The sequence below is a fragment of the Mesorhizobium sp. NPDC059054 genome (genome assembly GCF_042739215.1).
Taxonomy (GTDB): Bacteria; Pseudomonadota; Alphaproteobacteria; order Rhizobiales; family Rhizobiaceae; genus Mesorhizobium.
In genome coordinates this window covers 1,086,805-1,113,144 of sequence record NZ_JBHYHV010000002.1, presented here as the reverse complement: position 1 = coordinate 1,113,144, position 26,340 = coordinate 1,086,805, and the positions used below count along the sequence as shown (strand labels likewise).

Below are 26,340 nucleotides of genomic sequence, written 5' to 3'. Positions count from 1 at the left end.
TCAACGGCCTCCGTGACTTCTCCACAATGCCAGAGGAGCCTGCTCAACACTCCACTACATTGACGGCGAGACCGCCAAGGCTGGTCTCCTTGTATTTCTCGCTCATGTCGAGCCCGGTCTGACGCATCGTCTCGATGGCTGCGTCCAATGGCACGAAATGTTTGCCGTCGCCCTTGATGGCGAGCGAGGCCGCCGTCACCGCCTTCACGGCGCCGAGCGCGTTGCGTTCGATGCAAGGCACCTGGACGAGCCCCGCTATGGGATCGCAGGTCATGCCGAGATGGTGCTCCAGCGCGATCTCCGCGGCATTTTCCACCTGCTCCGGCGTGCCGCCCATGACGGCGCAGAGCCCGGCCGCCGCCATTGCCGAGGCCGACCCCACCTCACCCTGGCAGCCGACTTCGGCCCCGGAAATGGATGCATTCGACTTGATGATGCCACCGACAGCGGCCGCGGTAAGCAGGAAGTCCCGGATCGACGCCTGATCGGCCTCGGGATGGAAGTGGAGCCAGTAGCGAAGCACCGCCGGAAGCGTGCCGGCTGCACCGTTGGTCGGCGCGGTGACAACGCGACCGCCGGCGGCGTTTTCCTCGTTCACAGCCATGGCGTAGATCGACAGCCAGTCATTGGCGAGCAATGGGTTCGGCCGGTTCTGCTGCCATTGTTCCTGCAGCTTGTCGTGCAGCTGGCGCGCCCGCCTGCGTACCTTTAGCCCACCCGGCATGATGCCTTCCTGGGTCAGGCCGCGTTCGATACAGCCGCGCATGGCATCCCACACTGCGTCGAGCCCGTCATCGAGCTTCTCGCGCGACATGTGTGTTTCTTCGTTGATCCGCTTCATCTCGGCGATCGAAAGGCCGCTTTTCTCGGCCATTTTCAGCATCTCCAGGGCATTCTTGAACGGATACGGCACTTTTTTGCCTTCCGTCGTGACCGTGCCTTTCGCCTTCATGCGCTGCAGTTCTTCGTCCGAAACGACGAAGCCGCCACCGATCGAATAGTAGATACGCTTCAGGAGCAGGCGATCAGCCGCATCGTAAGCGTAAAAGGCCATGCCGTTGGCATGACCGGTCAGTGGGGTCTTCTTGTCGAGCACGAGATCCTTGGCCGGATCGAAGCGATAGGACGATCGCCCAGGCGGCGAAATGCGCTTCTGCGCCGTCACCGCCGCCACGATGCCTTCCGCCTTGTCCGGATCGACAGTCTGCGGAATTTCACCAGCCAGGCCCAGAATGACAGCACGGTCAGTGCCATGTCCGATGCCGGTATAGGCGAGAGATCCGTGCAGGCTGGCGGCGATCCGTTCCACCTGTACGCCGACGGGGCGTGGCCAATCGTTACCCTCGAGCTCCTCCAGGAAACGCGCTGCCGCCGTCATCGGCCCCATCGTATGCGAACTCGATGGCCCGATGCCGATCTTGAACAGGTCGAAAACCGAAAGAAACACGCTTCCAAGCTCCTCAGGCGCTCCCGGATGGGTAGCGCAATCCAGTCGATCATTTCGCCATTCGTCATCGGATGCTAGACGCCGCCCCGACGTCCGTTTCGCTGCAAGCGACATCGGCTTACGACCGTCGGCGGGATAAGGCATTCCGTAGCGTTCTATGTATTAAATAGTGTCCATGAGCGATTCTTTTCTATTTTCGCTGAACGACCTGCTGGCGGTGGCTTTTTTCCTCGGCGTCTGGGTCTTTTTTGCGCTGGCCGCAGACGGCAAGCTTTTCCACCGCATTTCCCTGACCACCGCTATGAACACACAGCGCGAAGCCTGGATGCGCACCATGGCCAAGCGCGAGCTGCGCATGATCGACACGTCGATCATGATCGGCCTGCAGCAAGGCACCGCCTTCTTCGCGTCCAGTTCGATCTTCGCCATCGGTGGCTGCTTCGCGCTGCTTGGCGCATCGAACCATGTGCTGGCGGTGGTTTCGATATTGCCTTTTGTCGGCACGCCGCCACAGGGAGTATTCGAAGCCAAGATCCTCGGCCTGATCGTGCTGCTGGCCTACGCCTTTTTTAAATTCGGCTGGTCGTACCGGCTATTCAACTACTGCTCCATCCTGATCGGCGCTGTGCCGACGACACAGGAAGGAATCGTAGCCCCTCACGAAACGGAGGCGGCAATCACCCGTGCCGCGAAAATGAACATACTGGCCGGCAAACACTTCAATGCCGGCCTGCGCGGCATCTTTTTCTCGCTCGCCTATCTGGGCTGGTTCATGAATGCCGGCATATTCGCCCTCACGACGCTGATCCTGCTCGCCGTGCTGGTACGGCGCCAGTTTTTCTCCAACGCACGCGCCGCGGTACTGGTCGAGGTCGATCGGCCCTAGGGCGTTTCCACTATTCACGGAAACGCTCTAATTCTTCGTTTTGCAAAATTCCGGACGGAAAACCGTTACGCACTTTTTCTGGAATTGCTCTAGGCGGGACCGGGGTAAAGCCGATCGATCTTGCCCGTCATCCAATAAACGAACAGGCCGATCCATTCCTTGATGGCCATGGTCGTCGTCTGCAATGAATCGACCGGATTGTCCGTGAAAAGACCGATGCCTTCCCGGCCGGACGTGCGATAGTCGACAGGCCAGGGCACGGTTTCGAAACCGGCCTTGTCGAACAGGGCCTTGGAACGCGGCATGTGGAATGCCGATGTCACCAGAAGCCATACTTCACCCGGTTTCGGCGTCACCAGCTTGCGCGTGAAGACGGCATTCTCATAGGTGTTGCGGGATTCGCTCTCCAGCACCAACCGCTCCGGCGCAACGCCAAGCGCCGTCAGCAATCGCTGTGCGGTGACGGCATCGCCTTCCCCCTCGAGGATCAACTCCCCGGCGCCGCCCGAAACCACCACTCTGGCTTCGGGATAGCGTCTGGCCAGGATCGCGGTCTCGACAAAACGGTCACCGGCCGTGCTGAGCTCGTAGCCACCACGCGCCAGATTGATCGCGCCTTCCATGCCGCCGCCAAGCACGACGATGCCGTCGATCTGCTGAGGTGCAGCCGGACGCTGGTAGCGCTCCTCCAGCGGCGTCATGATCATCGCGCCGAACGACGTCCACACCGAGAGAACCAGGAGAAGGGCCGCGAAAAAAGCACCGGCCTTGAGCAGCCTGCGGCTGCCGAAGAAACCAGCGAGCAGACCGGCGAGCAACAGGAAGATCGCCAGGTTGAGTGGTTGAACGAAGAACCAGAAGACTTTGGAAAGAAAGAAGAACATCTGACGGCCCCAGTCATGCCCGAAGGTTGAATCCCAATCCTCCTTCGAGACGCCGAAGATTCGTCCTCGGCCCGCGACAGTGGTCCATCGGGATTCCGGCAAAACTGCGGAACGCGGACTGTTCCCGTCTCGGAATCAAGCCGAGAAACGGAAACGCAGTTGGCTTACCACCACTGATTGGCCTCGAAGCGACCGGCCGCCTTCTCGATGACATGCGCGGTCTGGAACAGCGTCTCTTCGTCGAAAGGTCGGCCGATGAGCTGCAGTCCGAGTGGCAGGCCGTGCGAATCGAGGCCGGCCGGCACGGAAATGCCGGGCAGGCCCGCCATGTTCACAGTTACCGTGAAAACGTCGTTGAGATACATCTTGACCGGGTCGGCAGCCATATCCTGGTCCGCGACGCCGAAAGCGGCCGACGGCGTGGCCGGCGTCAGGATCACGTCGACACCCGCGGCGAACACGTCCTCGAAGTCCTTCTTGATGAGCGTGCGCACCTTCTGTGCCTGCAGATAGTAGGCGTCGTAGTAGCCGGCCGAAAGCACATAGGTGCCGATCATGATGCGGCGTTTGACCTCGCGGCCGAAACCGGCGGCACGGGTCTTCTCATACATGTCGACGATGTCCTTGCCGGGCACGCGCAGACCATAGCGCACGCCATCATAGCGGGCGAGGTTCGATGAGGCTTCGGCTGGCGCCACGATATAGTAGGCCGGCAGCGCGTATTTGGTGTGCGGCAGCGAGATATCGACGATTTCGGCACCCGCGTCCTTCAGCCAGGCGATACCCTGCTGCCAGAGCGCCTCGATCTCCTCCGGCATGCCGTCAACGCGGTATTCCCGCGGAATGCCCACCTTCATGCCCTTGATCGGACGGCCAAGCACGGCCTCATAGTCCGGCACCGGGCGATCGACGGAGGTGGTGTCCTTGGCGTCGACCGATGCCATGGATTTCAACAGAATGGCAGCATCACGGACGTCGCGTGCGATCGGCCCGGCCTGATCGAGCGATGATGCAAAGGCTACGACGCCCCAACGCGACACTCGACCATAGGTCGGCTTGATACCGACCGTGCCGGTAAAGGCGGCCGGCTGACGGATCGAGCCCCCGGTATCGGTAGCGGTGGCGCCAGCACACAGAAAGGCGGAAACCGCCGCCGCCGAACCACCGGAAGAACCGCCAGGGACCAGTTGCATGTTGTCGTAGGTACGGTTTTCGTCGACGCCGCCCGGCTTCACGAAGCCGGCGCTGCCGTCATGGAAAGTCGGTTTGACAGTGGTCTGCACGCGCGAGCGGCGCCAGGGATTGACCACCGGACCGTAGTAAGAGGTCTCGTTGGAAGAGCCCATGGCGAACTCGTCCATGTTGAGTTTGCCGAGCATGACGGCGCCATCGGCCCACAGATTGCTTGTCACGGTGGATTCATAGCGCGGCTTGAAACCGTCAAGCACGTGGCTGCAAGCCTGCGTGTGTAAGCCTTCGGTGGCGAACAGATCCTTGATGCCGAGCGGAATGCCTTCCAGCTCACCACCCTCGCCCTTGGCGAGCCTGGAATCGGAAGCCTTGGCCATATCGCGCGCCTTGTCGTGCGTCACCGCCACATAGGCGTTGAGCAGCGGATTGGCCTGATCGATCGCCGCAAGATAGGCGTCGGTGATCTCCGCTGCGGAAATCTCCCTGGCCCGCAGCTTCGCGCGCGCTTCGGCAATGGTCAGTCTGGTCAGGTCGCTCATCAGGCAAGCTTCTTTTCGTAAAATCGCGGACGGCCGGAAACGGGATCTTGAATCGTTACCGCAACGGTCAGGGCTTTATTCCACCACCTTGGGCACCAGGAAGAAGTTTTCCTCGGTCGCCGGCGCGTTGGCGACAATGTCGGCGGCCTTGTTGCCGTCGGTCACGATATCCTCGCGCTTCCGCATCGCCATCGGCGTCACCGACGTCATCGGCTCGATGCCGGAAACATCAACCTCGTTCAATTGCTCGACGAAGCCGAGAATGGTGTTGAGTTCGCCGGTCATGCGTGCGGCGTCCTCCTCGCTCACAGCGATGCGGGCAAGGCGCGCGACGCGCTTGACGGTCTGGATGTCGACGGACATGGGTGCCTCGGCGATCGTGTCGGAAAGGTTCAGGCGGCTATAGCCGCGCGCCGCGCCGCGCGCAACCTTGAACGGCGCGGAACCACATTCGCCTCGTTACAGGGAAACGGTCTCGCCAACTTTAGGCAACACCACCTTGGCGCCAGAACCTTCCATGCCGGCGACGAACTTGTCAGCCGACTGGTCGATCACCGGGAAGGTGCCGAAATGGCAAGGCACAACCGTATCGAACTTGAAGAAGCGCCGGCACGCAAGGGCTGCCACCGCGCCGCCCATGGTGAAGCGATCACCGATCGGCACAAGACCGACCTTCGGCTCGTGCAACTCGTTGATCAGCGCCATATCGGAAAAGATATCGGTGTCGCCCATATGGTAAAGCGTCTTGTCATCCGGAAAATGCAGCACCATTCCGCCCGGATTGCCGAGATAGGTATTCGTGCCATCTTCGCCTGACAGCGAGGAGGAATGCAGCGCCTGCACGAAAGTCGTGGTGAACCCACCGCAATCGACGGTGCCGCCAATGTTGCCGGGGTTGATCTTGTCGCCGGACACACCTTTGCCGACCAGCAGCATGCAGATCTCGAAATTGGCGACCAGCATGGCGCCACTCTTTTTCAGGATATCGACGGCACTGCCGACATGATCGTCATGGCCGTGCGTGATCAGCACGTGGGTGACACCATCGGCCACACCTTCCCAGCCTCCACCCCAGGATGGGTTGCCTACCAGGAAGGGATCGATCAGGATCGTCGCGCCGCCAGCCTCCACACGAAACGCCGAGTGCCCGTACCAGGTGAGTTTCATCAACCGCTCCTCGATTTTGTGAGAGCAGGAAGATAGAACGGCGGCGGATCAAGTCAAAGGAAAGCGCGTGGGAATCATCGCCATCGAGGACCTGCCCCAATTGCTGAGCGCGGGTGGCACGCTTGCCGGCATCGACCTGGGCGACAAGACCATTGGAGTTGCGGTTTCAGACCGTGGCCTTTCCTTCGCGCATCCCCGTCCCGTCATCATGCGAAAGAAGTTCTCGATCGATGCCGCAGCCCTGATCGGCCTGCTCGGCAAGGAGAATGTGGCAGCGATCATCATTGGCCTGCCCGTCAATATGGACGGTTCCGAAGGACCACGAGCCCAGAAATCACGCGCCTTCGTGCGCAATATGGCGCCGCTCAGCCCGTTGCCTTTCGTTTTATGGGATGAACGCCTGTCGACGGTGGCGGCAGAGCGCGTGCTGCTCGAGATGGATGTTTCACGGCGAAAACGCGAAACGCGCATCGATTCAGCCGCTGCAGCCTTTATTCTGCAGGGAGTCTTGGACCGTCTCCGGACACTTGCTCGATCCGATTGAGCTGCACCTGATCGGCACGCTGCCGGCTCCACCAGGCGGCGATCTGGCGGCGTCGTCGGAAAGCGACAATGCCCGCTACCAGGAACGAATCGAAGACACAGGCCTTGGCGACCATCCCCGGGATCAGCGCAGGATCAATGCCGAGGATCTCGCCATAAAGTTCGAAAACCAGGTCATGCAGTTGGCGGCTCAACATGACATAGCCGAAATTCATGTCGTTGAGCGACAGGAAGTACCAGCCCCAGAACAAAGTGAGCGGCGCAATCCAGAGCAGTAGCAAGGTGCGCATCAGCAGACCTTTCCTGCCGCCCGGCACCACGGATCCGCGCACAGCTCGGCCCAAACCGCCCTATGGACGGTCCTCTCTTGGCTTTCGAGCGATGGCGACGTGCGCATGATCTTCCTGCGGTTTGAAGAAAGACAGTGGGGCTTACCGCCCGCCACCGCAATGGAAACCATTTGTTAAGGTTAACAGCCGATCGGCAGACGCATTCCAGCGGAATGGCCTGCTCCTTGGGAGAGGCTGAAAGAGTGCGCTCGCGTCAGTTCGTCGCCGGATAGAGCGTATCCAGGATCATCCGCGCGTCGTGGCGTGAGTCGAGCATGCCGTAGGTATTGCGCCACTGTCCTGCCAGTCGCGTTTCGATGAAGGCATCGGCAATGCGCCCTGCCCCCAGCCGCTTCAGTTCCGCGGCTGCTGCCGCCAGAGCCAACTGCTCCGTCAACAATCGGGCGGAGCCTTCGTCCGTCGAAGCCACCTGCATGGCCGCCTTCAGCACGCTGATCGTGCCGTGTCCGGTGGCGCCAAGGTCGCTGTCGATACCGGCCAGCACTTCTTCGAACAGCGCCGGCGCTCGCCCGAGCACACGCAGTACGTCGAGCGCCATGACATTGCCGGAACCTTCCCAGATGGCGTTGACTGGCGCCTCTCGATAATAGCGCGCCAACGGAGCCTCTTCGACATATCCGTTGCCACCCAGGCACTCCATCGCCTCGTAAAGCAACGACGGCGCAATCTTGCAGACCCAATATTTCACGACCGGCGTCATCGCCCTTGCAAAGGCGGCCTCGCCCCGGTCCGCCGCCGCTTCATCGAAGGAGCGTGCCAGGCGGAACGACAACGCCGTGGCCGCAGCCACGTCGAGCGCCATATCGGCCAGAACGCGCTGCATCAGCGGCTGGTCGACAAGATTGGCACCGAACACCTTGCGATGGCGCGTGTGGTGAACGGCCTCCGCCAGGCCGGCCCGCATGAGTGCGGCGGAAGCGACGGCGCAATCGAGACGGGTCAGTGTGACCATGTCCATGATGGTCTTGATGCCTTGCCCCGGCTCGCCCACCATCTCGCCGATGGCATTGTCGAACTCGACTTCCGAGGAGGCATTGGAGCGGTTGCCAAGTTTGTCCTTCAGGCGCTGGAATCGGAAGCCGTTGCCCGATCCGTCGCCGAGAATGCGCGGAACCAGGAAGCACGACAGCCCTTCCGACGCCTGTGCCAGCACTAGGAAGGCATCCGACATCGGCGCCGACATGAACCATTTGTGGCCGGACAACCGATAGAAGCCGCTGGAGCCGGCGCGCTCGGCCTTGGTGATGTTGGCGCGCACATCGGTGCCGCCCTGTTTTTCGGTCATACCCATGCCGAGCGTCAGCCCGGTCTTTTCCACCGGCGGCTTCTGCGCCTGATCGTATTTGCGCGTGGTCACGCGTGGCGCCCACTCCCGGAAGATCTTCGGGTTGGCCATCAGCGCCGCCAGCGAGGCGTTGGTCATGGTGATCGGACACAGATGGCCGGTCTCCAGTTCCGCCGTCAGATAGAAGCGCGCCGCGCGCACCTGATGGCGACGGCCGATCTCGGTCTCACCATTTTCCCACACGGATGAATGCAGACCGTTTGCGACCGAACGGCGCATCAGCGCGTGATAAGCAGGATGGAACTCAACAAGGTCAATGCGCCGGCCCTGCCGGTCATGGGTCCTGAGCTTCGGCGTTTCGATGTTGACGAGCCGTGCCAGGTCCTGCGCTTCCTGCGTCAGCACGAAGCGGCCGAGCTGGTCGAGGTCCTTGCGCACCGGCTCCGAGAATCGCTCCGCCAGTTGGATCAGCAAAGGATCGCCCCGCCAGGCATTGCCCCCGGCAAGCGGCGGCGGCTGATTTATCACGTCGTCGGCCACGCTTTCCCTTTCAAATCGGTCCCGCCTGACTGCTCGAATCCGGGACCGCTGCCGGTTTATAACGAAGCTGTCACGCGTAGGCGACGAAAATACCGGTGGAAAGGCGCGCTTTCCAATCGAGGCGCTTGCGGGTGGCCCGCACCCGCCCTATAGCAACGCCTTGAGATGACTGACGCTTCGTCCCTTCCGCTGTTTCCGCACCGCCACCTTCTGGGCATAAGCGACCTTTCTCCTGCCGATATCGAGATCCTTCTGGATCGCGCCGACCGCGCGGTGGCGATCTCGCGCCAATCCGAGAAGAAAACCTCGACACTGCGCGGGCGTACCCAGATCAACCTGTTCTACGAAGCATCGACGCGCACCCAGTCGTCCTTTGAGCTCGCGGGAAAAAGGCTCGGTGCCGACGTCATGAACATGTCGGTCGCCTCCTCTTCGGTGAAAAAGGGCGAAACGCTGATCGACACCGCGATCACATTGAATGCCATGCGCCCCGATATCCTGATCATTCGTCATCAGTCGGCGGGCGCGGCCGCGCTGCTCGCGCAGAAGGTCGGCTGTTCGGTGGTCAATGCCGGCGACGGTACGCATGAGCACCCGACACAGGCGCTGCTGGACGCGCTCACCATCCGCCGCGCCAAGGGACCTCTTTCCAAGCTTATCGTGGCGATCTGCGGCGACATCCTGCATTCGCGCGTCGCCCGCTCCAACATCATCCTGCTCAATGCGCTGGGTGCCCAGGTGCGCGTGGTCGCGCCCTCGACGCTTCTTCCTTCCGGCATCGAGCGCATGGGCGTCATCGTGGCGCGCTCCATGGCCGAGGGCCTGAAGGATGCAGACGTCGTCATGATGCTGCGGCTGCAGCGCGAGCGCATGGAAGGCGCTTTCGTGCCATCGGTGCGTGAATATTTCCGCTATTTCGGCCTCGATGCCGAGAAACTGAAGGCTGCAAAGGACGATGCGCTTGTCATGCATCCCGGGCCGATGAATCGCGGCGTCGAGATCGCCTCGGAAGTGGCCGACGGGCCGCAGAGCGTCATCCAAGAACAGGTCGAGATGGGTGTCGCCGTGCGCATGGCGGTGATGGAAGCGCTGCTCGATCCGCGCCGCAATCAGGAAGGCCGCGGCGCATGACCAGGACGATTTTTCAGCGCGCGCGCATTGTCGACCCCTCGCGCGGCATCGATGAGATCGGCACCGTCATCATCGACGGCAAGACGATCGTTGCCGCCGGCGCGGAAGCGCTCAATCAGGGCACTCCGGAGGGCGCCAGGATCATCGACTGCGCCGGCAAGGCGATCATTCCCGGCCTGATCGACTCACGGGTTTTCATTGGCGAGCCCGGCGGCGAACACCGCGAAACCATTCACTCGGCAAGCCATGCGGCCGCCGCTGGCGGCGTCACTTCGCTGGTGATGATGCCCGATACCGATCCGACCATCGATACGGTGGCGCTGGTGGAATTTGTGCTGCGCACGGCCCGTGAAACGGCAAGCGTCAACGTCTTCCCGGCAGCCGCCGTCACCAAGGGATTGTATGGTCGCGAGATGACCGAATTCGGCCTGCTGCGCGAGGCCGGTGCCGTTGCCTTCACCGATGGTCGCCACACCATCGCCAATGCGCTGGTGATGCGGCGCGCGCTCACCTATGCCCGCGACTTCGGTGCGGTCATTGCGCACGAGACACAGGATGCCGACCTTGCGTCGGCCGGCGTCATGAACGAGGGGCTCTACGCCAGTTGGCTTGGCCTCTCCGGCATTCCGCGCGAAGCTGAACTGATCCCGCTGGAGCGCGATCTGGCACTCGCCCGGCTGACCAGGGGCAACTACCACGCAGCCAAGATCTCCACGGCGATGTCGGCGGCCGCGATTGCCCGCGCCAAGACGGACGGTGCCAATGTGACTGCCGGCGTAGCCATTCACAATCTGGCGCTGAACGAAAACGATGTCGGGCAATACCGCACTTTCTTCCGTCTGGCGCCGCCGCTGCGCGCCGAGGAAGACCGCGTGGCGATGATCGAGGCACTGAAGGACGGAACGATCGATATCGCCGTTTCCTCGCATGATCCACAAGACGTCGACACCAAACGCCTGCCATTCGCCGATGCCGCAGCAGGCGCGATCGGGCTCGAGACACTGCTTTCTGTTGCCCTGCGCCTCTATCATAACCAGGATCTGTCGCTGCTCAGGCTTGTCGAAGTGCTATCGACGGCCCCTGCCCGGCTGTTCGGCTTGGCTGGTGGCACATTGAAGCGCGGTGCACCAGCGGATCTTGTTCTGGTCGATCTCGACGAACCCTGGATCGTGAGCGAGGCCGGTATCCGCTCGCGCTCGAAAAACACCTGCTTCGAGGGCGCGCGTCTGCAGGGCAAGGTCTTGCAAACGCTGGTTGCGGGCCGCACAGTGTTTTCCGCCTAGCGTTCGTAAGAGACGCGGGGCGACGGGGGAGCAATGTCGCTGATTTCCATTCTTGCGCCGGTCATCGGTTATCTGTGCGGCTCGATTCCCTTCGGCCTGCTTTTGACACGCGCTGCCGGCCTCGGCGATGTACGCAGCATCGGTTCCGGCAATATCGGCGCCACCAACGTTCTGCGTACGGGCAACAAGGGCCTCGCCGCAGCAACACTGATCCTGGACGCGCTGAAGGGCACTATCCCGGCGCTGATCTTCGCGCGTTACGGGACGGAAGCCGGCGCGCTCGCTGGCGCCGGCGCCTTCATTGGACACATCTTCCCGGTCTGGCTCGGTTTCAAGGGAGGCAAGGGTGTCGCCACCTATCTCGGCGTGCTGATCGGACTTGCCTGGCAAGTGGCGTTGATCTTCGGCGCTGTCTGGCTCGCGATGGCGGTGTTGTTCCGCTACTCGTCACTTGCGGCACTCGTTGCCTGTGTCGTCGTACCGGTCGTGCTGTTCTTTTTCGGCCAAGTGCAATATGCGCTGGCCTTCGCGTTGATGAGCGTGCTGATCTTCTACAAGCATCGCGCCAACATCGAGCGACTGAGGGCCGGAACAGAAGGCCGAATCGGAGCCAAAGGGTGAGCAAGCCCATTGTCGGGTTGCGCCTCAGTGACCGGCAACGGCTGAGTTGGCTGCGCCTTATCCGCACTCCGAATGTCGGACCGGCTTCCTTCCGCGCGCTCATCAACCGTTTCGGCTCGGCAGAGGCAGCGCTCGAAGTCCTGCCTGAACTGACGCTTTCCGGTGGTGCCAGCCGTCTGGTCAGGATCCCTGCAATCGCTGAGATCGAAGCGGAAATGCAGGCCGCAAGGCGCATTGGCGCACGCTTCGTCTGCATCGGTGAACCGGATTACCCGCCGCGGCTCAAACACATGGATCATCCGCCGCCTGTGCTTGCCGTGAAAGGCGCCGGCGCGGTGTTCGCCATGCCGACGGTTGCCATTGTCGGTGCGCGCAATGCCTCACTCGCCGGCATCAAGATGGCGCGTATCCTGGCCGCCGAACTCGGCCGTGAGGGCTATGCAATCGTTTCGGGCCTTGCACGCGGCATCGATACCGCCGCCCACCAGAGCAGTCTTCTCACCGGTACGGTCGCCGTGCTGGCCGGGGGGCTCGATCTGCCCTATCCGCCCGAAAATGCCGGACTCAACGACGAGATCGCCGAACGTGGTGCGGTGATTTCCGAAATGCCGTTCGGTTGGCAACCACGCGCCCAGGATTTTCCGCGCCGCAACCGGTTGGTCGCCGGCGCGGCACTCGGGCTTGTCGTGGTGGAAGCCGCCGAGCGGTCGGGGTCGCTGATCAGCGCGCGACTGGCTGCCGAAATGGGACGGCAGGTATTCGCTGTGCCGGGCTCTCCCCTCGACCCGCGCGCCCGTGGAACGAATGGTCTCATTAAGGATGGCGCTACTCTGGTCACCGAAACGGCGGACATACTTAACGCGCTGGCATCGCAGATCGACACGCGGTTCGTACCAAACACTCCCGCGGAAGAACCATCGGATTTTTCGGCGACACCACCGCCTGCCGATAGCGAGCGCGAACGGGTCATCGAAACGCTTGGCCAAGCCCCTGTAAATATTGACGAAATCATCCGACATACCAGCTTGCACCCGGCCCAAGTCGCGATGGTCCTGCTGGAGCTGGATCTTGCCGGCCGGCTTGAGCGCCATGCGGGCGGGTTTGTTTCACTGATCTTTAGCCATTGATCCACATTGCCGGACCGAAACGACCGCGAACTCGCTCGTTCGATAAAATTCTAATCTTATCCTACTGATTTTACTCATGTTTCGTTGAACAGAATCGCGCACCACTCTCGCCATGCCAGGGCGTGGGGAAAACGGAGGCGATTGTGAAGGAACGTTTTGAGTTAGTGCTGGAGCCAACGGATCTCTGGTCGGTCTGGGACAACGAAACCGATCAGCCTGTGGTGTTTGCCAACCAGCTTCTTGCCGGGCTGAGCAAGCGCGAGGCCGAGGCCGCCCACCAGATCCTGAGCGAAATCGTAAAGAAGCGGGAACTGGAGAAGAAGAGGCTGGAAAAGAAGAAGCGCTCTTCCGACGCCGCATGAAGTGACGGCCAAGGTCGGCCGTTCGCGATCCGACACCCAGCGTCCCCGGCAATTTTCATGTGCCCGTGCGAGAACGTGCCTGCCCTCGAGATTGCAGAAGACCGCCGCGCTCCTATTTGGCGGTCTTTGCTTTCCTGACCAATCCGATACCGTGGAGAATTTCTGCCACCGTCCCGGTCGAACATTGGGTGACCAATTCGCGCTCCTTGCCCGACGGGACCGCCAAATCCGCGACAAGGTCGTCGAGCGCACGGGCCAACCCATCTCGACTCATGCCGTTGCAGCAAAATTGAATTGGCCTGACGGTATCCAGACGGTTCAGGTTGTCATCTTTTCGTTTTGGTCGACCTTTTACCGGTTCGCTGTTGCAACCCCATCCTGCGAGTTCGCCGGTATCGCTGTATTCGACCAGATAACATCCATGCCCATCGCCGCAGTCGAGGGTCCAATGCGAAGTTTCGCACATAGCCATCGCACAATCTCCATCCGCGTAGCCTGAGCCCGTTTCCGGGATTTACAGAATTGGCGTACTGCACCTGTCAGTCGGCGTCTGTGAAGCGCCGCACAGATGGGAACCACCCAGCAACCCTTGAGCGGCCGTCGGCCGGGACGATTTGAGACATGCTTGTGAGTCATTTGGAAACCCGCTTAGGGTACTGTGGCCGCTAGGTCGCATTTGGTGCGATGCATCTACGGCCATCGTGCTGAGAGCGTTCCATAGATCGCTCTCCATCGAACAACGACTGAGCAAATGGAGACGTCATGGCGACGGATCGAGTATCAACGGGCGTGGCAATCCTGCTTGCGGCACTGGTCTCCGGCTGTGCAACTTCACCAACCAACTACGCGGCCACACTCTCGACCAAAGATCCAAAATGGCGGTCGAAGCAGTGCGAACAAATTCGAGCGACAGCATTGGCCTTTGAGGCCAAGGAAAAGGAAACCCGCAAATTGGCACCTGGTCTCCTGCTCGGCCCATACGGGATCGGGCTTGCACTGGCTATCAAGGAACATCAGGACAAGCAGCGCAAGCAAATCGCCCGTGACATGCATATGCAATGCTCAAGTCAGCCCCTGCCCAAGGAACTGCAGGCGGTTTCAAGTTAAGGAAGGCACGAAATGAAACAGGACGACACCTTCCGATGACACCCGAACGGCTCGAAGAATGTCTGTCCATCGTCCGCTGGTCGCCCGAGACGCTGGCGCAAGCCCTGGGATGTGACGTTTCACTGGTCGAGGCTTGGCTTACCGAGGAAGCGGAAATCCCGCCAAAAACGGCAGCATGGGTCGATACCGTTGCCCAGTTCATGGAAACTGCGGATGGGATGAAGCCCAAGGGGCTGAAGGGGAAGAAATGGCCGTAATTCTAAAGAACGGCTTCAAAAACGACACGTAGTCATTTGAAATTATTGGCGATCCCGACAGGATTCGAACCTGTGACCATCGGCTTAGAAGGCCGGTGCTCTATCCAGCTGAGCTACGGGACCGCTGGCTGACCCGAATCGGGGCAGCAAAATCAAAGCGGCAGTCGATGGCGTCTGCCGCAACAATCAACAGTCAATGTGTCCAAGGCGTGCGGCGGTCATAGCGGAAATTATCCGAGTAGGAAATCTGCCGCCGCTTGGTTTCCTTCGGCTCTTCGACGCGAAACGCCAGACCCTGCTTCTCGGCATAAGCGACCGCTTCCTCGCGCGTCTCGAAGGAAAGCCTGATCTGGCTCTTCATGTCGCCGGAAGTGGTGTAGCCCATCAGCGGGTCGATCTTGCGGGGCTTTTCCGGATCGAACTCGAGCACCCAGTTGCCGGTTCTGGCCTTGCCCGACTGCATGGCGGTCTTGGCTGGGCTGAAGATGCGTGCGGACATTGAGACCTCGTTGCTCGGCGGCGCGCCGTTTCCTTCCCGGTGCTTACTGCGCAATGGAAATAACCGCAAGACCAATGGTTTTAGGGCTTGCTTTGCGGCGTGCGACCCACTAGGCAACACGCGGCCTCGGAGTGTAGCGCAGCCTGGTAGCGCACCTGATTTGGGATCAGGGGGTCGCAGGTTCGAATCCTGCCACTCCGACCATTCTTCCCACATTTCCTGAACACTCATGCGTTGGCCCGCTTGCGCCGCAAGGCACGCCTTGAGGCGCTTGAAGCCCCACGCGGGCGTCAGCCTCGCAAAGCGTTGCCGGCTCGGTTTTCCCCAGCTTCCATTTGAGCGCGCTTCCGCGGTTGACTCCCTTTTTCTATCATGCAATTGGTTGGACCATTGATCCAATCGGTGACGAATGAGCCAGCTTCGCCTTCCTCCGATCCAGACCACTGCACGCGACGACGCGGTGCTGGAGGCGTTGGCGGGTTTCGTTCAGCAGGAGGCCTTGCAGCCGGGTGACAAGCTGCCGACGGAGCGCATTCTGGCCGAACGGCTGAAGGTCAGTCGCAACACAGTGCGCGAGGCATTGACGCGCTGGGAAGGTCTCGGCCTTGTCGAACGCCTGCAAGGCAGCGGCACGTTCCTGAAGGCCGCCGTCTCCCCACATATGCTGCATATGCCGCTGACGCTTGCCGGCGGCAACGACTTCGCCAGCCTCATGCAGACACTGGAAGTCCGCCGCGCTCTGGAGGCCGAAGCCGTTTCCCTGTGCGCCATGCGCACGGGCCCGCAGGAGCTCGATCTGATCCGTCGCAAGCTCGAAACGATGGAAGAGGCCTTTCACAGCCGCGCCGGCATGTCGTCTGAGGAAGACTGGGAGTTCCACCAAGCGATCTACAGGGCGTCCGGCAATCCGCTGTTCGAGCAGTTGATCGCAGCCATGCACGAAATGTTCCACCGTTTCTGGGAGCATCCGCTCGGCGTGCGCGACTTCGGCCACGCCTCCTTCCCTTACCATCGCACCATTTACGAGCGCATCGCAGCTCGCGACGCTGAAGGCGCGCGCGCCGAAGCGCTGAAACTGATCGCCACCGTCGAAGCCGACCTGCGGCGCGGCGAGGCAGCACGCAACCAGGCACGCCAGGCATGAACGACCCTCGCCCGAACCTCGACATCGATCCGGTTGCAGAAGCAGCCACGCTGCTTGCCCATGACGACCCGTTCGTCGGCGGCGCCGTGGTGCCGCCGATCTACCAGACGTCGCTGTTCACCTTCGCCAGCTATGCCGAGATGGCCGACACGTTTGCCGGCAAACGGCGCCAGCCGATCTATTCGCGCGGCGACAATCCAACCGTCATGGAGTTCGAAAAACGGGTAGCAGCGCTTGAGGGCGCCGAGGCAGCGCGCGGATTCTCATCCGGCATGGCGGCGATCAGCGCCACGGTTCTGGCCTTCGTCGGCGCGGGTGACCGCATCGTGGTGGTGCGCAACTGCTATGGCGACGCCTATCGCCTGTTCGAACGGCTGTTTCCGCGCCTCAACATCGCCGTCGACTATGTCGACGGCTCCGATCCAGACGCGGTGGCTGCCGCCCTGCCCGGCGCCAAGCTGCTCTATCTCGAAAGCCCGACCTCGATGATGTTCGAGCTGCAGGACCTGCCGCATCTGACCCGGCTGGCGAAAGAGCACGGCATCGTCACCACGATCGACAATTCCTGGGCAACCCCGATCTTCCAGAAGCCGATCGCCCACGGCGTCGATCTGGTGCTGCACTCGGCCTCCAAATATCTCGGCGGCCACAGCGACACCGTTGCCGGCGTTGTAGCCGGTTCGGCCGAAAACATCCGCCGTATCAACGAGCAGACCTATTCTTATCTTGGCGGCAAGCTTTCGCCTTTCGAAGCGTGGCTTCTGCTGCGCGGCCTGCGCACGCTGCCGTTGCGCCTGCCACACCACATGAAAAGCGGGCTCACCATTGCCGAACGGCTCAAGGCGCACGACATGGTCGAGCGCGTCAACCATCCTGTCTATTCGAACCATCCCGGCAAGGCGACGCTCGCCGGCTATGCCGGACTGTTCTCCTTCGAGGTGACCGAGGAGATCGACATCCCCGTCTTCACCGACGCGCTGAACTATTTCCGCATCGGCGTGTCCTGGGGCGGCCATGAAAGCCTGGTCGTGCCGGCCAAGGCATCCCTGGAACAGACCCCAGGCGTGAATTCCATGGCGCGCTTCGGTGTCAGCCCAAGAACCATCCGGCTCAATGTCGGGTTGGAGAATGTCGAGGACTTGTGGAGCGACATCACACAGGCCCTTGAAAAAGCAAGAAAATAAACTGTCGAACAAATGGGAGTGGAAGACATGGGAACGTTGAAGACACTGCTTACCGCCGTGGCCGGGCTGGCCATCTCGGCAAGTGCCGCGATGGCTGACACCACGATCAAGATGGTCGAGGTCATCACCAGCCCGCCGCGCACCGAGCTGCTGAAAAAGCAGATCGCGGAGTTTGAGGCGGCCAACCCCGGCGTCAAGGTCGAGCTCGTCTCGCTGCCCTGGGGCCAGGCATTCGAGAAATTCCTGACCATGGTGCAGGCTGGTGACACGCCCGACGTGGTCGAGATGCCAGAACGCTGGCTGGCGCTCTATGCCAACAACGGCCAGCTTGAAGACCTTGCACCCTATATGGCCAAGTGGCCGGACGCCGGCACGATTGGCGAGCGAGCCAAGACCTTCGGCTCGGTGGCCGGTGGCAAGCAATATATGCTACCCTACGGCTACTACATCCGCGCCATGTTCTGGAACAAGAAGCTGTTCAAGGAAGCCGGCATGGACAAGCCGCCGGCAACGATGGACGAGTTCGTCGAGGCGTCGAAGAAGATATCGGCGATCCAGGGCAAGTACGGCTACTGCCTGCGCGGCGGGCCAGGCTCCTATACCGGCGTCAACATGTTCATGAACATCGCCGCCGGCAACGGCGCGCAGTTCACCGAGGACGGCACCTCGACCGCCAATTCCGAGGGCGCGGTCAAGGGACTGCAGATGTTGGCCGACCTCTACAAGAACGGCTATGCGCCGAAGGACAGCGTGTCCTGGGGTTTCAATGAGATCGTCACGGGCTTCTATTCGGGAACCTGCGCTATGCTCGACCAGGATCCTGATGCGCTGATCGGCGTGGCGGAGAAGATGCCGGCGGAGGACTTCGCGGTTGCGCCGATGCCGGTCGGCCCCAATGGCAAATCCTATCCGACGCTCGGCTATGCAGGTTGGTCGATGTTCGCCGACAGCGAGCACAAGGAAGAAAGCGCCAAGCTGATCGGCACGCTGACCGCGCCGAAGGCAAATCTGGAATGGGCCAAGACCGTAGGCGTTATCCCGATCCACGACGGGGCGGACAAGGATCCACACTTCGCGACCGAGCAATTCAAGGGCTGGTTCGACGAACTGAACGATTCGGCGAAGTATGAGTTCGTGACGCCGCCGGTGCATCTGGAAAACCTTGGCAACTTCGTCGACCAGGTGGCGATCAAGAACTTCCAGGAAGTGCTGCTCGGCCAGAAGGACGCCAAGACCGTCGCCGACGAATGGGCGGCCTTCCTGACCAAGGAGCAGCAGGACTGGCTGGCGAAGAACAAGAAGTAGCCATTCCTTCCCCTGGGGCGGCGCAGACAACCTTCCAGTAGTGCGCCGTCTCTCGTGCTTGCCCGCAATCGCTTCGCCAAATGCTGGGCGCTCCGGCCACTGAGATTTGACCGATTTGTGAGCATTCGAATGACCTACGCAGTCGCAGACATCGCGCCGCCGCGTCGCCGCAATGGCCTTTTCTTCGCGCGCATTGAACCATGGCTCTATCTCAGCCCGGCTATCGTGCTGCTGGTCACGGTGCTGCTTGTGCCGCTGATCGTCGGCATCAGCTATTCTTTCCGCAAGTTTTCCGCGTTCAAGTCAGAGTTCGTCGGTCTCGCCCAGTATCAGGCGATGCTTTCGGATGCCGTACTGCATCAGGCGCTGTGGAACACCCTGTGGTGGACCGTCGCCAGCCTGTTCTTCCAGTTCTTTCTCGGTCTTGGGCTCGCGCTGCTGCTCGACAAGGAATTCAACGGCCGCAAGATCGTACAGGCGGTGGTCTTTCTGCCCTGGGCCGTGCCTACATTTCTTTCCGGCCTTACCTGGGCTTGGCTGTTCAACCCGATTATCGGACCGCTGCCACATTGGCTCTATGCGCTTGGGCTGAAAGCCGAGCCGACCAACGTGCTTTCTGATCCCTCGACCGCCATGTGGGGACCGATCGTCGCGAATGTCTGGTTCGGTGTGCCGTTCTTCGCAATAACCCTGCTGGCCGCGCTGAAATCGATCCCGTCCGAACTGCATGAGGCGGCGGCGATCGACGGGGCATCACCCTGGCAGCGCTTCAGCAAGGTCACGCTGCCGTTCCTCGCGCCGACCATCGCCATCACTGTCATGCTGCGCACCATCTGGATCGCCACCTTCGCTGACCTGATCTACGTCATGACCGAAGGCGGGCCGGCGGGTTCGACCAGCACCGTGCCGGTCTACATCTATGTCAGCGCCTTCAAATCGCTGGACAAAGGCTACGCATCGGCGGTCGCCGTGCTGCTGCTCGTCCTGCTCATCGCCTATGCCTTCGTCCTCATCGGCATCCGGCGCTCTCTCGTGAGACATGTGTGATGATCGCCGGACGCTCTTCATCCTCCCGCCTTTGGGGTGGCGTCGGCCACTACGCAGCGATTGCCTTTTACGTGATCTTTGCGCTTTTCCCGATCTATTGGACGCTGAAAATCTCCGTAACCCCAGGCGACCTGCTCTACGCCGAAGGCATCACCCTTTGGCCATCACGCACGACGCTGGAGAACTTCCGCACCGTGCTCGCGGCTTCCGACTTCCCGCGCTATTTCCTCAACAGTGTCATCGTTTCCGTGGCGACGGCGGCGCTCGTGACGGTGGTTGCCACGCTCGCCGGCTATGCGATGAGCCGCTTCACTTTCCGTGGCAAGGCGCTGGTGGCGATTGCGCTACTGCTTACCCAGACTTTCCCGCTTGTGATGGTGATCCCGCCGATCTACCGCATCATGGGCCAGATCGGGCTGACAAACTCGCTCACCGGACTGGTGATCATCTACACCGCCTTCAACACCGCCTTCGCCACCTTCCTGATGCAGTCCTTCTTCGACGGCATCCCGAAGGATCTGGAAGAGGCCGCGATGATCGACGGCTGCACGCGCGGCCAGGCCATGCGGCAGGTCATCGTGCCGCTGACTTTGCCCGGCATGGGTGCGACGCTCGGATTCGTCTTCACGGCAGCCTGGAGCGAGCTGCTCTTTGCGCTGATGCTGATCTCCAGCGAGGACCAGAAAACTTTCGCGGTCGGCCTGCTGACCTTCATTGGCAAATTCGCCGTCGACTGGGGGCAGATGATGGCCGCATCGGTGCTGGCGCTGATCCCGGTCTGCATCTTCTTCGCCTTCCTGCAACGCTATCTCGTCACCGGGCTCACCGCCGGTGCAGTCAAGGGGTGATCATGGCTTCCGTCACGCTGGAAAAGGTCAAAAAGGACTATGGTGTCGTCCGCGTCCTCAACGAGGTCGATCTGAAGATCGCCGACGGCGAGTTCGTGGTGCTGGTCGGCCCATCCGGTTGCGGCAAATCCACCTTGTTGCGCATGATCGCCGGCCTGGAAGAGGTATCGGGCGGCGATATCCGCATTGGCGACCGCATCGTCAACGACGTCGCGCCGAAGGACCGCGACATCGCCATGGTGTTCCAGTCCTATGCACTTTATCCGCATATGAATGTCTCGTCCAACATGGGCTTCAGCCTCATGTTGCGGAAAACCGAGAGGGCAGCGATCGAGACCCGCGTCGAGGGCGCGGCGAAACGGCTGGGGCTTGATCCTCTGCTGGAGCGCCTGCCACGCCAGCTGTCCGGCGGTCAGAGGCAACGCGTCGCCATGGGCCGTGCCATCGTGCGGGATCCGCAGGTCTTCCTGTTCGACGAACCCTTGTCCAATCTCGATGCCAAGCTGCGCACGCACATGCGTACTGAGATCAAGGCGCTGCACCAGCAGCTCAAGACGACTTCGATCTATGTCACCCACGATCAGACCGAAGCCATGACCATGGCCGACCGCATCGTCGTCATGCACAACGGCAATGTGCAGCAGGTCGGCGCACCGCTGGAGCTCTACGACCGTCCGGCGAACATGTTCGTCGCCGGCTTTATCGGTTCGCCAGCCATGAACTTTTTGCCGGCGACCGTTTCCAGACATGCCGTCGCCGAAGCTGTTTTCGGCGACGGCCAGAAATTGCGCCTGCCGGACGGCCTGCCGCTACGGGATGGTGATGTGCTCGCTGTCGGCATGCGGCCGGAAGACATCAGGATCGTTGACGACGGCCCGCTCAAGGCCGAGGTCGAGGTTGTCGAACCACTCGGCATGTCGACGCAATATTATGTGCGCCTGGCCGGCGAGCAGTTGCGTATCTATGCCATCGGCCGGCCCGTTCTGGCGCCTGGACAGCAAGTGCGCCTCGCCGTCGATCGCGCCGCCCAGCACATTTTCGATCCGGTCAGCGGCGGCAGGGTTGAACCGGGCACCTAGTGGCCAAGAAGCGAGCGCGTTACAGCTCGAACTCGCCCTGGCCTTCATCCATGGCGTTGACGGCGTCAGCCGCCATCGTGCGGGTGATGCGCGCCTTCTGTTCCAGCGCCATGCGATCGAGCCGTTCGACCACCCGTATCGCCGTTGCCAGCGAACGTTCGATGCGCCGCACCAGATATTGCACGACATGCGGTTCCACCTCGACCTGACGGTCGGCGAACAGTTTTGTGATGACGCCCGCCAGAAGGACGTCGTCCGGTTCATGGATCTCGACGGTAGCCGCTGCCTTCAGGCGCGACGATAGGTCGGGCAGTGTCGTACCCCAGGCCGCGGGAAAACGCCTGGCGGTCAGCAGGAGGTGAGAACCTGCTCCCCGCACGCTGTTGATGAGGTGGAACAATCCCTGCTGGTCGAAGACGCCGGCATCTATGTCATCGATCAGAACGGGGCGTCCGTCAAAAGCGAGCGCGCCTTGCCCAATCTTGCCGGCTTCGATGGTGACCGCATCAGCTGCCTCGCGCCAGATTTCAGCCAGATGCGTCTTGCCGGACCCTGCTGGGCCGGCCAGCACCACCACGGGCGCCGGCCAGTCCGGCCAGCGGTCGACAAGTGTCGCCGCCTCCGTGTTTGAAGCCGACACGACAAGGTCGTCGCGCGAATAGGCGGTGCCATGCCCGAGATCGAGCGGAAGCTGTCGTGACCGTTCCATGAATTCGCTAGCCGCGTCGTGGCCTGGTCCGCTTGCCCTGCAAGGGCGGCGGTTCGGCACCATGCCCCTTGTAGAGCGGCGATTCCAGGTACCGCGAGATGGCGAAGCGCACCAGCACAGCGACGGCCGCGGCTGCTGGAACGGCGATCAGCAGGCCAACGAAGCCGAACAGGGCACCGAAGGCAAACAGTGCGAACATCAGCCAGACGGGATGCAGGCCGACGCTTTTCCCCACGAGTTTGGGCGACAGGATATTGCCTTCGATGAACTGGCCGATGAAGAACACTGCCGCGACTGCCACGATCATCGTCCAGTCAGGCCAGAACTGCACGATGGCGACACCGATCGCCAGCACCAGCCCGGTCAGCGAACCCACATAGGGAATGAAGGATATCAGCCCGGCGAACAGACCGATCAGGATGCCGAAATTCAGCCCTGTCAGCGTCAGCCCGACCGCGTACATGGCGCCCAGCACCAGGCAGAGCGTACCTTGCCCGCGCACAAAGCCAGCGGTGGCAGTGTTGATATCGGCGGATATCTGGCGAACCGTCTCGACATGGTCGCGTGGCACCCAGCTGTCCACCGTCGCCACCATGCGGTCCCAGTCGAGCAGCATGTAGAAGGCGACCACGGGCGTCACCACGAACAGCGACACCACCGAAACCAGTGCCATGCCGGAGTTCCACAGCGATTGGAAAACCGTGGTCACCAAGCCGAGCCCGGAACTCAGCACCGAATTCAGGCCGTCCTTGAGACTGGCCGCACTGACGCCGAAGCGCTGTTCCAACCATGTCGGGTCGAAGTTGGTGACCAATGCCTGCAGACGGGTGAGATATTCCGGCAGCTTCTCGGCAAAACCCGCCATCTGCGAGGCCAGCACCGGCACCAGGATGACGAAGGCCAGCACCAGGACAACGATGAAGGCAATGAGGATCACCACCGTCGCCATGACACGGGACAGGCCGAACCTCTCCAGCCGGTCAGCAACGGGATCGAGGAAATAGGCCAGCACCATGCCGGCCACGAAAGGCAGCAGAATGTCGCTGAACAGGTAGAGGAAGCCGATCAGGATAACCGCCCCGATCAGCCAGAACCGCAGCTGGCGCCGGAAAGCGGATGCGGCCGCTGCCTCGGCCGCGTCGTGATCAGGAAGTGCTGCCTTCGCCATTACCACTCATATGCCTCAGCCAGGCCACGAGATAGGCCGCAGCGGAAGCCACGGTCAAGAGCCCGGAAAGCATTATCAAGATACCGCGCAGTGGATCGAGGTGCATGGCAAAGGCCAGCTCGGCCAGCACTTCCGCCGCCAGGATGATCTGTACGGCCGTGTTCGCCTTGGAGACGAAAAGCGGCTTCACTTCGACCGGATGCCCCATGACTGACGAGAGCACCACCGCGCAAATGATGAGCCCGTCGCGCGAAACCATGGCTATTACCAGCCAAAGCGGCAGTTCCCCACTGATGCCGAGCACGATGAAGACGGAAACCAGGAGCAGCTTGTCCGCGATCGGGTCGAGATAGGCACCCAGCCTTGAGTGTTGGTTGAAGTGGCGCGCAATGAAGCCATCGACACCGTCCGAGACGCCGGCGATAACGAAGCCGGCAAAGGCCCATTCCCAGCGCGCCTGCAACATGGCCAGCACCACGCCAGGCACCAGCAGCAGGCGCAGGATGGAGATCAGGTTGGGGATGGTCACCAACAGCGGGCCCGTCTTTGTTTCCTGCCGATACATGGGCGAAGGTGACAGGAACCGCAAGAGATCGTGAAATCGCGTCATGCTATCCACCGAATTGTCGAGTGCACAACCTGAAGATCGGGTTCGACTTTCGGAAGGATCTTGCGCCAAATCAGGTGTTGGAGCGCCTTTCCGCATCCAAATGGACGCGCGGCGCTCTAAACGAAAGCTGTCGACCGTTTCTCTTGCAGTTGCGAGGCCGGACTGTTCGTGCGAAGAGCCGCCTGACGCGTTAAGGTGGTGTCGGCCGCTCGCCGGCCCAAGCAGGGAACAGCGATGAACGAACCAACCAACGGGCTCACCTATGCCGACGCGGGTGTCGATATCGACGCCGGCAATCTGATGGTGGAAAAGATCAAGCCGCTGGTGCGGGCCACCCGCCGGCCGGGCGCCGATGGCGAGATCGGCGGTTTCGGCGGGCTGTTCGACCTCAAGGCTGCCGGCTTCACCGATCCGGTTTTGGTTGCCGCCAATGATGGCGTCGGCACCAAGCTCAAGATCGCCATCGATGCCGGCAAGCACGACACCATCGGCATCGACCTCGTCGCCATGTGTGTCAACGACCTGGTCGTCCAGGGAGCCGAGCCGTTGTTCTTCCTCGACTATTTTGCCACGGGCAAGCTCGATCCCGAACAGGGCGTGGCGATCGTCGGCGGCATCGCCGAAGGCTGCCGTCAGGCCGGCTGCGCGCTGATCGGCGGCGAGACCGCCGAAATGCCCGGCATGTATCAGGATAAGGACTATGATCTCGCCGGCTTTGCCGTGGGTGCCGCCGAGCGCGACCAGCTTTTGCCGACCGACGATGTCGTAGAGGGCGACGTGCTGCTCGGCCTCGCCTCTTCAGGGCCGCATTCCAACGGCTATTCGCTGATCCGCCGCATCGTTGCCGCCAGCGGCCTCGCCTGGGACGCCAAGGCGCCGTTCGCGCCCGGCCTCACTTTGGCCGAAGCCCTGCTCGAACCCACCCGCATTTATGTGAAGTCGATCCTGAAGGCGATCCGCAACACGCACGGCATTAAGGCGCTCGCCCACATCACGGGCGGCGGATTCCCCGATAACATCCCGCGCGTTCTGCCCAAGGATTTTTCCGCCGAGCTCGATCTTGAGGCGATCGATGTGCCGCCGGTCTTCTCTTGGCTCGCCAAGACCGGCGGGGTTGCAGCCGCTGAAATGATGCGCACCTTCAACTGCGGCATCGGCATGATCATCGTGGTAGCCTCTGGCCAGGCGGCGCAAGTGGCGGCCGTGCTGCAGGAAGCTGGCGAGACGGTGACGCCGATCGGCCGCATCGTGCCGCGCCGCGACACCGGCGTGATCTACCGGGGATCGATCAGCCTATGACAATGCAACGCAAACGCACGGCGATCCTCATTTCCGGCCGCGGTTCCAACATGACAGCGCTGATCGCTGCGGCCAGTGATCCGGACTTTCCGGCCGAGATCGTTGGTGTCATTTCCGACAAGCCGGACGCCGCCGGCCTCGGCATTGCGATCGCACGCGGCATTCCGACCAAGGTCGTTGCCCGCGCCGACCATCCGAGCAAGGACGCGCACGACGCGGCGATCGACGCCGCCCTGGCTGGCTTCGGTACCGAACTGGTGGCGCTGGCCGGCTACATGCGTTTGCTGACCACGCCATTCGTCGAGAAATGGCAGGGCAAGATGATCAACATCCACCCTGCCCTCCTGCCTTCCTTCACCGGACTGGATACCCATCGGCGTGCGTTGGACGCAGGCATGCGCGTCCATGGCTGCACTGTGCACTTCGTAACCCCTGCCATGGACGAGGGGCCGATCATCGCCCAGGCGGCGGTTCCCGTCCTGCTGGACGACAGCGAGAACAGCCTCGCCGCCCGAGTGCTCAAAGCCGAGCATCAGATCTATCCTCTGGCCCTGAGATTGGTGGCAGAAGGCAAGGCGCGCATGGAAGGCGGCCATACCGTGTTCTCGGGTTTCGCCGACAACGAAACGGTCGCCAGCGCCGTGGTTGCCGCACCCAATCCGCTGCGCACCAGCGTAGACCTGGAGCAATTGGCGCGCATCACGCCTTAGGCTAGCTTGCCGGTTCGA

Annotated in this window: 29 protein-coding genes and 2 tRNA genes; 18 read left to right on the top strand and 13 right to left on the bottom strand. The window is 61.6% G+C overall.

Going from position 1 to position 26,340, the window contains the following annotated elements; genetic code table 11:
- Window positions 1-43: 43 nt before the first annotated feature.
- Complete coding sequence (locus ACFWXH_RS13150) at window positions 44-1,447, bottom strand: L-serine ammonia-lyase (RefSeq protein ID WP_379120755.1); 1,404 nt, start codon at window positions 1,445-1,447, stop codon at window positions 44-46.
- A 175-nt stretch (window positions 1,448-1,622) separates the two neighbouring features.
- Here ACFWXH_RS13150 and ACFWXH_RS13145 point away from each other — a divergent pair, with 175 nt between their 5' ends.
- Entirely contained in the window at window positions 1,623-2,333 is a 711-nt protein-coding gene (locus ACFWXH_RS13145) for a DUF599 domain-containing protein (RefSeq protein WP_379120752.1), read from the top strand.
- A gap of 89 nt (window positions 2,334-2,422) precedes the next feature.
- On the opposite strand, the gene ACFWXH_RS13140 is transcribed toward ACFWXH_RS13145, so the two are convergent.
- From ACFWXH_RS13140 to ACFWXH_RS13125, 4 genes are all read right to left on the bottom strand, one after another.
- Complete coding sequence (locus ACFWXH_RS13140; RefSeq protein WP_379120750.1) at window positions 2,423-3,217, bottom strand: YdcF family protein; 795 nt, start codon at window positions 3,215-3,217, stop codon at window positions 2,423-2,425.
- A 164-nt stretch (window positions 3,218-3,381) separates the two neighbouring features.
- Window positions 3,382-4,947, bottom strand: coding sequence for an amidase (locus ACFWXH_RS13135; RefSeq protein ID WP_054310914.1), 1,566 nt, complete (start codon window positions 4,945-4,947; stop codon window positions 3,382-3,384).
- 75 nt (window positions 4,948-5,022) lie between these two features.
- Complete coding sequence (gene gatC / locus ACFWXH_RS13130; RefSeq protein WP_379120748.1) at window positions 5,023-5,310, bottom strand: Asp-tRNA(Asn)/Glu-tRNA(Gln) amidotransferase subunit GatC; 288 nt, start codon at window positions 5,308-5,310, stop codon at window positions 5,023-5,025.
- A gap of 96 nt (window positions 5,311-5,406) precedes the next feature.
- On the bottom strand, window positions 5,407-6,114 hold the full coding sequence (locus ACFWXH_RS13125) for a metal-dependent hydrolase (protein ID WP_054310916.1): 708 nt from the start codon (window positions 6,112-6,114) through the stop codon (window positions 5,407-5,409).
- Window positions 6,115-6,181: 67 nt separating this feature from the next.
- Here ACFWXH_RS13125 and ruvX point away from each other — a divergent pair, with 67 nt between their 5' ends.
- On the top strand, window positions 6,182-6,658 hold the full coding sequence (gene ruvX / locus ACFWXH_RS13120; protein WP_054310917.1) for a Holliday junction resolvase RuvX: 477 nt from the start codon (window positions 6,182-6,184) through the stop codon (window positions 6,656-6,658).
- Here ruvX and ACFWXH_RS13115 read toward each other — a convergent pair.
- A complete protein-coding gene (locus ACFWXH_RS13115; protein WP_054310918.1) occupies window positions 6,606-6,947 on the bottom strand; it encodes a DUF6105 family protein in 342 nt (113 codons plus the stop codon). The genes ruvX and ACFWXH_RS13115 overlap by 53 nt on opposite strands.
- A gap of 253 nt (window positions 6,948-7,200) precedes the next feature.
- A complete protein-coding gene (locus ACFWXH_RS13110; protein WP_054310919.1) occupies window positions 7,201-8,832 on the bottom strand; it encodes a DNA alkylation response protein in 1,632 nt (543 codons plus the stop codon).
- Between the two features lie 165 nt (window positions 8,833-8,997).
- Between ACFWXH_RS13110 and ACFWXH_RS13105 the strand changes: the two genes are divergently transcribed.
- The 5 genes from ACFWXH_RS13105 (at window position 8,998) to ACFWXH_RS13085 (ending at window position 13,356) form a co-directional block, all read left to right on the top strand.
- Window positions 8,998-9,963: an aspartate carbamoyltransferase catalytic subunit gene (locus ACFWXH_RS13105; protein WP_054310920.1), complete on the top strand. Its 966-nt coding sequence runs from the start codon at window positions 8,998-9,000 to the stop codon at window positions 9,961-9,963.
- The gene (locus tag ACFWXH_RS13100) at window positions 9,960-11,246 is read left to right on the top strand and encodes a dihydroorotase (protein WP_379120744.1); all 1,287 of its coding nucleotides are present in this window, start codon (window positions 9,960-9,962) and stop codon (window positions 11,244-11,246) included. Before ACFWXH_RS13105 ends, ACFWXH_RS13100 begins: the two co-directional genes overlap by 4 nt.
- A 33-nt stretch (window positions 11,247-11,279) precedes the next feature.
- Window positions 11,280-11,867, top strand: a complete 588-nt coding sequence (gene plsY, locus ACFWXH_RS13095; RefSeq protein ID WP_379120743.1) for a glycerol-3-phosphate 1-O-acyltransferase PlsY — start codon at window positions 11,280-11,282, stop codon at window positions 11,865-11,867.
- On the top strand, window positions 11,864-12,994 hold the full coding sequence (dprA, locus tag ACFWXH_RS13090; protein ID WP_379120741.1) for a DNA-processing protein DprA: 1,131 nt from the start codon (window positions 11,864-11,866) through the stop codon (window positions 12,992-12,994). Before plsY ends, dprA begins: the two co-directional genes overlap by 4 nt.
- A 143-nt stretch (window positions 12,995-13,137) precedes the next feature.
- The gene (locus ACFWXH_RS13085) at window positions 13,138-13,356 is read left to right on the top strand and encodes a hypothetical protein (protein ID WP_162531848.1); all 219 of its coding nucleotides are present in this window, start codon (window positions 13,138-13,140) and stop codon (window positions 13,354-13,356) included.
- Between the two features lie 112 nt (window positions 13,357-13,468).
- Here the strand turns inward: ACFWXH_RS13085 and ACFWXH_RS13080 are convergent, their stop codons facing one another.
- Window positions 13,469-13,828, bottom strand: a complete 360-nt coding sequence (locus tag ACFWXH_RS13080) for a hypothetical protein (RefSeq protein WP_152979850.1) — start codon at window positions 13,826-13,828, stop codon at window positions 13,469-13,471.
- 290 nt (window positions 13,829-14,118) lie between these two features.
- On the opposite strand from ACFWXH_RS13080, the gene ACFWXH_RS13075 reads away from it, so the two are divergent.
- Together ACFWXH_RS13075 and ACFWXH_RS13070 are read left to right on the top strand one after the other, a co-directional pair.
- Window positions 14,119-14,463, top strand: a complete 345-nt coding sequence (locus tag ACFWXH_RS13075) for a hypothetical protein (RefSeq protein ID WP_379120739.1) — start codon at window positions 14,119-14,121, stop codon at window positions 14,461-14,463.
- 35 nt (window positions 14,464-14,498) lie between these two features.
- Window positions 14,499-14,720, top strand: coding sequence for a hypothetical protein (locus ACFWXH_RS13070; protein WP_054310926.1), 222 nt, complete (start codon window positions 14,499-14,501; stop codon window positions 14,718-14,720).
- A gap of 46 nt (window positions 14,721-14,766) precedes the next feature.
- On the opposite strand, the gene ACFWXH_RS13065 is transcribed toward ACFWXH_RS13070, so the two are convergent.
- Window positions 14,767-14,843, bottom strand: a tRNA-Arg gene (locus ACFWXH_RS13065).
- 70 nt (window positions 14,844-14,913) lie between these two features.
- Window positions 14,914-15,219: an ETC complex I subunit gene (locus ACFWXH_RS13060; protein ID WP_054310927.1), complete on the bottom strand. Its 306-nt coding sequence runs from the start codon at window positions 15,217-15,219 to the stop codon at window positions 14,914-14,916.
- 127 nt (window positions 15,220-15,346) lie between these two features.
- Between ACFWXH_RS13060 and ACFWXH_RS13055 the strand changes: the two genes are divergently transcribed.
- From ACFWXH_RS13055 to ACFWXH_RS13025, 7 genes are all read left to right on the top strand, one after another.
- Window positions 15,347-15,423 (top strand) — tRNA-Pro (locus tag ACFWXH_RS13055).
- 205 nt (window positions 15,424-15,628) lie between these two features.
- Window positions 15,629-16,363: a FadR/GntR family transcriptional regulator gene (locus tag ACFWXH_RS13050; protein ID WP_379120737.1), complete on the top strand. Its 735-nt coding sequence runs from the start codon at window positions 15,629-15,631 to the stop codon at window positions 16,361-16,363.
- Window positions 16,360-17,547 (top strand): PLP-dependent transferase, encoded by a 1,188-nt coding sequence (locus tag ACFWXH_RS13045; protein WP_379120735.1) that lies wholly within the window; start codon window positions 16,360-16,362, stop codon window positions 17,545-17,547. The genes ACFWXH_RS13050 and ACFWXH_RS13045 overlap by 4 nt, the downstream gene beginning before the upstream one ends.
- A gap of 12 nt (window positions 17,548-17,559) precedes the next feature.
- Window positions 17,560-18,852: an ABC transporter substrate-binding protein gene (locus tag ACFWXH_RS13040; protein ID WP_379120733.1), complete on the top strand. Its 1,293-nt coding sequence runs from the start codon at window positions 17,560-17,562 to the stop codon at window positions 18,850-18,852.
- Window positions 18,853-18,981: 129 nt separating this feature from the next.
- The gene (locus tag ACFWXH_RS13035) at window positions 18,982-19,899 is read left to right on the top strand and encodes a carbohydrate ABC transporter permease (RefSeq protein WP_379120730.1); all 918 of its coding nucleotides are present in this window, start codon (window positions 18,982-18,984) and stop codon (window positions 19,897-19,899) included.
- Window positions 19,899-20,747, top strand: a complete 849-nt coding sequence (locus ACFWXH_RS13030) for a carbohydrate ABC transporter permease (RefSeq protein ID WP_054310931.1) — start codon at window positions 19,899-19,901, stop codon at window positions 20,745-20,747. Before ACFWXH_RS13035 ends, ACFWXH_RS13030 begins: the two co-directional genes overlap by 1 nt.
- 2 nt (window positions 20,748-20,749) lie before the next feature.
- On the top strand, window positions 20,750-21,826 hold the full coding sequence (locus ACFWXH_RS13025) for an ABC transporter ATP-binding protein (RefSeq protein ID WP_379120728.1): 1,077 nt from the start codon (window positions 20,750-20,752) through the stop codon (window positions 21,824-21,826).
- A 19-nt stretch (window positions 21,827-21,845) separates the two neighbouring features.
- Here the strand turns inward: ACFWXH_RS13025 and hdaA are convergent, their stop codons facing one another.
- The 3 genes from hdaA to ACFWXH_RS13010 are packed head-to-tail and all read right to left on the bottom strand — an operon-like array spanning window position 21,846 to window position 24,232.
- The gene (gene hdaA / locus ACFWXH_RS13020; RefSeq protein ID WP_054310933.1) at window positions 21,846-22,535 is read right to left on the bottom strand and encodes a DnaA regulatory inactivator HdaA; all 690 of its coding nucleotides are present in this window, start codon (window positions 22,533-22,535) and stop codon (window positions 21,846-21,848) included.
- A gap of 7 nt (window positions 22,536-22,542) precedes the next feature.
- The gene (locus ACFWXH_RS13015; RefSeq protein ID WP_054310934.1) at window positions 22,543-23,703 is read right to left on the bottom strand and encodes an AI-2E family transporter; all 1,161 of its coding nucleotides are present in this window, start codon (window positions 23,701-23,703) and stop codon (window positions 22,543-22,545) included.
- On the bottom strand, window positions 23,681-24,232 hold the full coding sequence (locus tag ACFWXH_RS13010; RefSeq protein WP_379120950.1) for a CDP-alcohol phosphatidyltransferase family protein: 552 nt from the start codon (window positions 24,230-24,232) through the stop codon (window positions 23,681-23,683). The genes ACFWXH_RS13015 and ACFWXH_RS13010 overlap by 23 nt, the downstream gene beginning before the upstream one ends.
- Window positions 24,233-24,547: 315 nt before the next feature.
- On the opposite strand from ACFWXH_RS13010, the gene purM reads away from it, so the two are divergent.
- Both purM and purN read left to right on the top strand, forming a co-directional pair.
- Entirely contained in the window at window positions 24,548-25,612 is a 1,065-nt protein-coding gene (gene purM / locus ACFWXH_RS13005; RefSeq protein WP_379120725.1) for a phosphoribosylformylglycinamidine cyclo-ligase, read from the top strand.
- On the top strand, window positions 25,609-26,322 hold the full coding sequence (gene purN / locus ACFWXH_RS13000; RefSeq protein ID WP_379120723.1) for a phosphoribosylglycinamide formyltransferase: 714 nt from the start codon (window positions 25,609-25,611) through the stop codon (window positions 26,320-26,322). The genes purM and purN overlap by 4 nt, the downstream gene beginning before the upstream one ends.
- The last annotated feature ends 18 nt before the right edge of the window (window positions 26,323-26,340 follow it).

Bases quoted from the DNA above. Each gene is read 5' to 3' on its own strand.
- ACFWXH_RS13145 (WP_379120752.1), top strand. From the start codon at position 1,623: ATGAGCGATTCTTTTCTATTTTCGCTGAACGACCTGCTGGCGGTGGCT.
- ACFWXH_RS13140 (WP_379120750.1), bottom strand. From the start codon at position 3,217: ATGTTCTTCTTTCTTTCCAAAGTCTTCTGGTTCTTCGTTCAACCACTC.
- ACFWXH_RS13135 (WP_054310914.1), bottom strand. From the start codon at position 4,947: ATGAGCGACCTGACCAGACTGACCATTGCCGAAGCGCGCGCGAAGCTG.
- gatC (WP_379120748.1), bottom strand. From the start codon at position 5,310: ATGTCCGTCGACATCCAGACCGTCAAGCGCGTCGCGCGCCTTGCCCGC.
- ACFWXH_RS13125 (WP_054310916.1), bottom strand. From the start codon at position 6,114: ATGAAACTCACCTGGTACGGGCACTCGGCGTTTCGTGTGGAGGCTGGC.
- ACFWXH_RS13115 (WP_054310918.1), bottom strand. From the start codon at position 6,947: ATGCGCACCTTGCTACTGCTCTGGATTGCGCCGCTCACTTTGTTCTGG.
- ACFWXH_RS13105 (WP_054310920.1), top strand. From the start codon at position 8,998: ATGACTGACGCTTCGTCCCTTCCGCTGTTTCCGCACCGCCACCTTCTG.
- ACFWXH_RS13100 (WP_379120744.1), top strand. From the start codon at position 9,960: ATGACCAGGACGATTTTTCAGCGCGCGCGCATTGTCGACCCCTCGCGC.
- plsY (WP_379120743.1), top strand. From the start codon at position 11,280: ATGTCGCTGATTTCCATTCTTGCGCCGGTCATCGGTTATCTGTGCGGC.
- ACFWXH_RS13080 (WP_152979850.1), bottom strand. From the start codon at position 13,828: ATGGCTATGTGCGAAACTTCGCATTGGACCCTCGACTGCGGCGATGGG.
- ACFWXH_RS13075 (WP_379120739.1), top strand. From the start codon at position 14,119: ATGGCGACGGATCGAGTATCAACGGGCGTGGCAATCCTGCTTGCGGCA.
- ACFWXH_RS13070 (WP_054310926.1), top strand. From the start codon at position 14,499: ATGACACCCGAACGGCTCGAAGAATGTCTGTCCATCGTCCGCTGGTCG.
- ACFWXH_RS13060 (WP_054310927.1), bottom strand. From the start codon at position 15,219: ATGTCCGCACGCATCTTCAGCCCAGCCAAGACCGCCATGCAGTCGGGC.
- ACFWXH_RS13050 (WP_379120737.1), top strand. From the start codon at position 15,629: ATGAGCCAGCTTCGCCTTCCTCCGATCCAGACCACTGCACGCGACGAC.
- ACFWXH_RS13045 (WP_379120735.1), top strand. From the start codon at position 16,360: ATGAACGACCCTCGCCCGAACCTCGACATCGATCCGGTTGCAGAAGCA.
- ACFWXH_RS13040 (WP_379120733.1), top strand. From the start codon at position 17,560: ATGGGAGTGGAAGACATGGGAACGTTGAAGACACTGCTTACCGCCGTG.
- ACFWXH_RS13035 (WP_379120730.1), top strand. From the start codon at position 18,982: ATGACCTACGCAGTCGCAGACATCGCGCCGCCGCGTCGCCGCAATGGC.
- ACFWXH_RS13030 (WP_054310931.1), top strand. From the start codon at position 19,899: ATGATCGCCGGACGCTCTTCATCCTCCCGCCTTTGGGGTGGCGTCGGC.
- ACFWXH_RS13025 (WP_379120728.1), top strand. From the start codon at position 20,750: ATGGCTTCCGTCACGCTGGAAAAGGTCAAAAAGGACTATGGTGTCGTC.
- hdaA (WP_054310933.1), bottom strand. From the start codon at position 22,535: ATGGAACGGTCACGACAGCTTCCGCTCGATCTCGGGCATGGCACCGCC.
- ACFWXH_RS13015 (WP_054310934.1), bottom strand. From the start codon at position 23,703: ATGGCGAAGGCAGCACTTCCTGATCACGACGCGGCCGAGGCAGCGGCC.
- purM (WP_379120725.1), top strand. From the start codon at position 24,548: ATGAACGAACCAACCAACGGGCTCACCTATGCCGACGCGGGTGTCGAT.
- purN (WP_379120723.1), top strand. From the start codon at position 25,609: ATGACAATGCAACGCAAACGCACGGCGATCCTCATTTCCGGCCGCGGT.